This window comes from Methylophaga sp. UBA4204, assembly GCF_002379485.1.
GTDB lineage: Bacteria > Pseudomonadota > Gammaproteobacteria > Nitrosococcales > Methylophagaceae > Methylophaga.
The window spans coordinates 24,186-29,785 of record NZ_DFTU01000067.1 but is presented as its reverse complement, the minus strand read 5'-3'; the positions used below and the strand labels follow the sequence as shown (position 1 = coordinate 29,785).

Below are 5,600 nucleotides of genomic sequence, written 5' to 3'. Positions count from 1 at the left end.
AGACGCTATCAGTGGAACCCTTTTTTAGAAACCTTATCCCAGTGGACCACAAATAACAGCATTGAACGCTATTTCATTCGCTGGCGCGACGGACGGTGCAAGCGGCACGAGCAATTTTCAATTCTGGTTTTAAACCGGGTGATGACACCTGAGTTGCTCGCCTGGTTAACCCAGCCGGGCCCTGAGATTTTGCAGGCCATGCTGGAAGCGATTGGCAATACCGATCCCGAGCATGTCCTGTCTAAATTGGTTATTGAAGCTGACCAAACCAGTGTCCAGCGAGACCTGAAAGCGCAACGAATTTCCGTTGACGACAATGCCCTTGGTGTCCCAGTCGAACGCTATCTACTTGATGCCATGAGGCGATTGCTTGCCAGTTCCCAGTGGTTAGTCAATCAGCGAGACGCCAGAGTCTGGTTACGACAATCGAATCAATCAACCCATCTTTGCCTGGTTTGGAAAAGCGCGGCTAAGGACATCATTGAGCTATTGGCCAAAGACAAGATACCGGGCATCCCAAGAGATCCCGATACCCTTGCGGACATCCTCATTGAGCGAGGATTGGCCACTAAATCCGCCTCAAATGAGCGATATGAAAGCCTTGCCCCTGAAGTGCTGATCAAAGACGACAAGCCAATCTGGTTACCCATGCTGCATATTTCTGAGGCCGATTTATTGTTCAGCTCGAATGTACCAAGTGGTGTGACACTGTTTAGTAAACCTGAGTGGGAAGCAACACAGCAAACACAAGCAGAGCCTCAGAGTCGTTCCTGTGAGCAGCCAGGCTTGTCTGAAGCGTCATCATCAATCGATCATAGCAGTTCGGCTGAGTCGCCATCGACAAAATCGTCCGAACAAGATGATGAACTTCGTCATGCCAGTGATGTTAATAACCCCCAGGCAACTGAAAATGCTCCAGGTGATGAATGTGAAAAGCCTAACAATTCATATGATGGCGCTATCTCAAATAACGTAAACCAGCACGATACAGAAGCATTGAATCTCCCTGAATCTTTGGCGTGGCTCCCAGAGGCCAGCAGTGCGTTGGTTATGGTTGGTGAACAGATACTGATCCGCTATCCCGATGCCGTAAGACCTTGGTGTGCCCCCCGAAAACTGCTTGCTGAACTCAGTCGATTAGATTGGCTTGAACTAGATCCGGCAAACCCGACACGTAAGGCCAGAACTGTGACAACGAAAGATGGCGTTCAGGAGCAAGGGTTACTGCTTAAGGTATCGATTTCTAAAGGGCTAACTGCACTGATAGACCTCTCCAAACAAGACGCAGAAGCGGCGGTAGCAATTCAGAACGAAGAGGCTGCACAGCGTCCGAGTCGAACTGAGACAACCAATGCCCAAGCAAAAGAGCCCGTCACAAAAGCGGAGCGTAAGCAAAAGCCGATTGCGGCCAATGCGAACTCAAGTACAGACCCCAAACACGCGCAGCGCCAACAGATGGTTAATTTTGTGAAAGATTTGCCCATCTTACTGACCGATGGCGATTACCCAGACGTGGATCATAGTGCCGATGGTATTCGCGTCACGATTCAAATCTTACGCCAAGTCGCCAATGAGCATGGCATTCCAGCCGGACAACTGCTTCGGGGGATCTCGGCCAGTGACGAATGCCAGTTTGATGAGGGGGAAACGGTTCTGTTTACCGCTCACGCTAAACGTTAATCCATTTGAAATTAAGCGGATTGCAAACGGTTATCTGCGGAGCATGAATGAAAGAAAACGCATATGAGATGCCTTGGCGCACGAATTATGAAGCCATGGCAGCAGCAGGTTGGCTGGTAGGGGCCACTGGGGCAATAGCCGCAGAAATGCTGACTGAGCTACCACCTGAGCCATTTTGGTGGATGACGGGGATTTCCTCGGGCATGGCGTTGTACCGCCTGCCCGAGGCTTACCGTCTTCATAAGTTACAGAAGGGACTAAAAGGCAAACCTTTGGCTTTTATGGAGCTGTCGCATTTACAAAAGGTGATGGCAAAACATCCTGATGAATTGTGGTTAGGGTATGGCTTTGAGTGGGACCAACGTCATGCTCAACGCGCTTATGAAATCTTAAAGCGGGATAAGCAAACCTTGCTTAACCAAGGTCACGGCAAACAAATGGGTTCAACCTGGATTCATGGTGTTGAGCCCAAAGAAGAAGATGTGTACCAGCCAGTTGGTCACACAGAAGGCCATACCTTAATTGTCGGCACAACCGGTGCCGGAAAAACCCGATGCTTTGATGCGATGATCACTCAGGCCATTTTGCGTAATGAAGCCGTGATTATTATTGACCCCAAGGGAGACAAGGAACTTAAGGATAATGCGCAGCGAGCCTGTATTGCCGCCGGTAGTCCTGAGCGCTTTGTGTATTTTCATCCGGGTTTTCCAGAGCATTCAGTACGTCTTAATCCCCTGAGAAACTTTAACCGGGGCACTGAAATTGCCAGCCGTATTGCGGCACTAATCCCATCCGAAACCGGGGCTGATCCATTTAAAGCCTTTGGCCAAATGGCACTGAATAACATCGTTCAAGGTCTGCTGCTTACTTCACAACGTCCTGATCTGAAAACACTGAGACGATTCTTGGAAGGTGGCCCAGAAGGTTTGGTAGTAAAAGCCGTCACAGCCTGGGGGGAGCAGGTGTATCCGAACTTTAGTGTGGAGATTAAACGCTTTACTGAAAAGGCCAATACCTTGGCTAAACAAGCCATGGCGATGCTGCTTTTCTACTACGAACGCATTCAGCCCGTTGCCGCCAATACCGATTTAGAGGGGCTATTGAGTATGTTTGAGCATGACAGAACCCACTATTCCAAGATGGTGGCCTCACTGATGCCGGTACTCAATATGCTCACATCAAGTGAACTAGGTCCATTGCTATCACCGATTGCAAACGATGTGGATGACAGCCGGTTAATTACGGATTCTGGCCGTATTATCAACAATGCCCAAGTGGCCTATATCGGGTTGGATTCATTGACCGACGCCATGGTTGGCAGCGCCATTGGTTCGTTGCTTTTATCCGATCTCACCGCCGTGGCCGGTGACCGCTATAACTATGGTGTTGAAAATCGTCCCGTAAATATCTTCATCGATGAGGCGGCTGAAGTCGTCAACGATCCCTTCATTCAACTGCTCAACAAAGGCCGTGGCGCAAAAATGCGTTGTGTGATTGCTACTCAGACCTTTGCTGATTTTTCAGCTCGTACAGGCAGTGAAGCTAAAGCTCGCCAGGTGTTAGGTAACATCAACAACTTGATAGCCCTTCGGGTGATGGACGCCGAAACGCAGCAGTACATTACCGACAATCTGCCTAAGACTCGGTTGCAGTACATTATGCAAACTCAAGGTATGTCGTCCAACTCGGACAGCCCCGCATTGTTTACCGGCAATCATGGCGAACGCTTGATGGAGGAAGAAGGCGATATGTTTCCACCGCAGTTATTAGGCCAGCTCCCCAACCTAGAGTACATCGCCAAGCTTTCAGGTGGCCGCGTGATCAAAGGCCGCATTCCTATTTTAACCAGCTCTACACAGGCAGCATAAGGAGTCTGTATGCATCATTCTGTCTGTTTGAAAATGACAACACTTACCAGTAAAGAAATGCTTGCTCAGTGGCAGCAACATAACCCTCAGTTCAAGGAAGCTTTAAGACTGCTTGAAACCGATTGGCCTCATGCTTTGGCTTCAGTGCACTGTTTGGCGGACTATTTAACGGATGCGTTCACGTTAGATGGCCATTCCATCTTTGATTTGTGTCTGTGTAATGGCTTGGGCAGTTATGAAGAAGTCAGTTGTGATGATGACAGTGTACGACTGTGGCATTTCATTGAGGCACTGACCTGGACTGCCGCCAGTGCTTTAACGGGGATTCGGCTGCGTGATCCTGACCATTTCGAGTGGGCCGCTGTGGATGGTGTCTATTTCCACACCTGGATGCGTAATCGTCCAAATCGGATGGCGTATCTGGCTGAAGGACGCCTCGAAGTGCGTTATGAAAGTGGTCATACGACGACAAAGCGGCTTCAACAAGTGATTAAAGCCCGGATTATGACGCCAACCGTTGCAGCCATGCTGGCCCGAGTAGAAGAGGATGTTTGGCATGAGCAAGCATAAGTCGGTTTGGCTGCTGTGTCTGGCACTGATGCTGGAGATTATTGCCATTGGCGTGTTAGTGCCCGGTGATTGGACTGGCCGAGTGATTAGTAAAGAGAAGCAGATGATCCAAAACCAATTGGGCGCACAAACAAGCTATTGGATTGGTCAAACTAGCCATCGCTGGTATCAGTCATGGATTGTGGATACGCAGATGGAGCAATCTGTGCGTGATTTTTTAATCCCCACAGAAGAACAACGACTTCGTTCTAAAGGGATGGAGAACATGGGAGGCTTTTGGTTCGTCTGGGTAGAAGACCGTATTCAGGCATTTTTTGATGTGTTGTACCAAGTGTTCACTCGATTTGCTTTGCTGATGGTCTGGTTGCCCTTTGCGCTTATTCTCATGTTACCAGCGTTGTGGGATGGCTTAATGACCTGGAAGATTAAGAAGACAACCTTTGATTTTTCGAGCCCTATCATTCACCGCTACAGTATGATTATCCTGGGCTCAGGTGTCATTTTGCTGTTTATGGGATTGTTCGCTCCGCTGGCTATTCCTCCTGTGGTGTTACCGTCGCTGATCATCGGTTTGGCATTGATGGCGGGGTTGGCGTTAAGTCACTTGCAGAAGAAGATATGAGGCCCATCAGGCCTCATCTTGTAGAGCTAAAACCTTACGCCTACGGTATTGCCGTTCTCGTCTTCAGCAGGTAAATGGTAAGTATCAATAAGGTGGCCTTGAAGCCAAATATATTGAGGCATCCAAAAAGAGTACTGTCGTATAAGAGCCAATACTTCTTTCAGTGGTTTGTTTGCATGAGGCTCGGCAAGACGAAAGTACATGAATGAGCAATCATCTCGAAAGTACTCCTGAAGCTCTGAATCCGATAGCGTTTCTTTTAGCGGCCTGTTTTGTTCGTCGTCCTCATCAGGGGAATTGGCATAAATTTCAAATAGCTGCTTTTCAGTAAGCATCTCCAATAAGTGGTCTTCAATTAAAACACCATCACTGGTATCGACATCCATACCATCTTTGTCATCAAAAACCATGACACATCCAGAAGATAATGCCACTTCTGATGGTTTCAGTACGTCATTAGCTTGTACAACCTGATGCCAATGATTAAAACCAACAGAGATTGCAATTTCATCGAGTGCTTGAGTGTGTGTAATGGATTTTTCACGCTTAAGCTTTCGTGCTTTTTGCTTTAAACGTTCAACCGTGGCAGAGGAAATGATTTTAGTAATTTGCATTGAGTTTCTCCTATTAGCGAATACGGTGCCCACTGCCGAGGTCGCAGAAAAAACCTAAGCAAAAAATAAATTTGATATGCATGTCGTCCCGTCCGGGTTTGCTAAAGTGGGCAGCTGGTCTCGACACGACCAATATCCCCATCATATCAACCGCATCAAAAAGATCAATTGTTAGTATTGTCTGAGTAGAACCCTCAAAACCTTCAAGAATTCGGCATCTAGCTGACCACTGAACCTGCCAATCCG

6 protein-coding genes are annotated in these 5,600 nt (G+C 48.1%); 4 read left to right on the top strand and 2 right to left on the bottom strand.

What is annotated here, in order from left to right:
• From mobH to B3182_RS09820, 4 genes are all read left to right on the top strand, one after another.
• Positions 1 to 1,680: MobH family relaxase (gene mobH, locus B3182_RS09835; RefSeq protein ID WP_292752611.1), on the top strand; the 1,680-nt coding region annotated here is incomplete at its 5' end.
• A gap of 47 nt (positions 1,681 to 1,727) precedes the next feature.
• Entirely contained in the window at positions 1,728 to 3,548 is a 1,821-nt protein-coding gene (traD, locus tag B3182_RS09830; RefSeq protein WP_106651328.1) for a conjugative transfer system coupling protein TraD, read from the top strand.
• Positions 3,549 to 3,557: 9 nt separating this feature from the next.
• A complete protein-coding gene (locus B3182_RS09825) occupies positions 3,558 to 4,118 on the top strand; it encodes a conjugative transfer protein (protein ID WP_292355085.1) in 561 nt (186 codons plus the stop codon).
• Complete coding sequence (locus B3182_RS09820) at positions 4,105 to 4,740, top strand: DUF4400 domain-containing protein (RefSeq protein ID WP_011788471.1); 636 nt, start codon at positions 4,105 to 4,107, stop codon at positions 4,738 to 4,740. The genes B3182_RS09825 and B3182_RS09820 overlap by 14 nt, the downstream gene beginning before the upstream one ends.
• Positions 4,741 to 4,766: 26 nt before the next feature.
• Here B3182_RS09820 and B3182_RS09815 read toward each other — a convergent pair whose 3' ends face one another.
• Complete coding sequence (locus tag B3182_RS09815) at positions 4,767 to 5,354, bottom strand: plasmid-related protein (RefSeq protein ID WP_292355096.1); 588 nt, start codon at positions 5,352 to 5,354, stop codon at positions 4,767 to 4,769.
• Positions 5,355 to 5,367: 13 nt separating this feature from the next.
• On the bottom strand, positions 5,368 to 5,600 hold a 233-nt coding region (locus B3182_RS09810; RefSeq protein WP_292752608.1), incomplete at its 5' end, for a hypothetical protein.

Bases quoted from the DNA above. Each gene is read 5' to 3' on its own strand.
- B3182_RS09815 (WP_292355096.1), bottom strand. From the start codon at position 5,354: ATGCAAATTACTAAAATCATTTCCTCTGCCACGGTTGAACGTTTAAAG.
- B3182_RS09825 (WP_292355085.1), top strand. From the start codon at position 3,558: ATGCATCATTCTGTCTGTTTGAAAATGACAACACTTACCAGTAAAGAA.
- B3182_RS09820 (WP_011788471.1), top strand. From the start codon at position 4,105: ATGAGCAAGCATAAGTCGGTTTGGCTGCTGTGTCTGGCACTGATGCTG.
- traD (WP_106651328.1), top strand. From the start codon at position 1,728: ATGAAAGAAAACGCATATGAGATGCCTTGGCGCACGAATTATGAAGCC.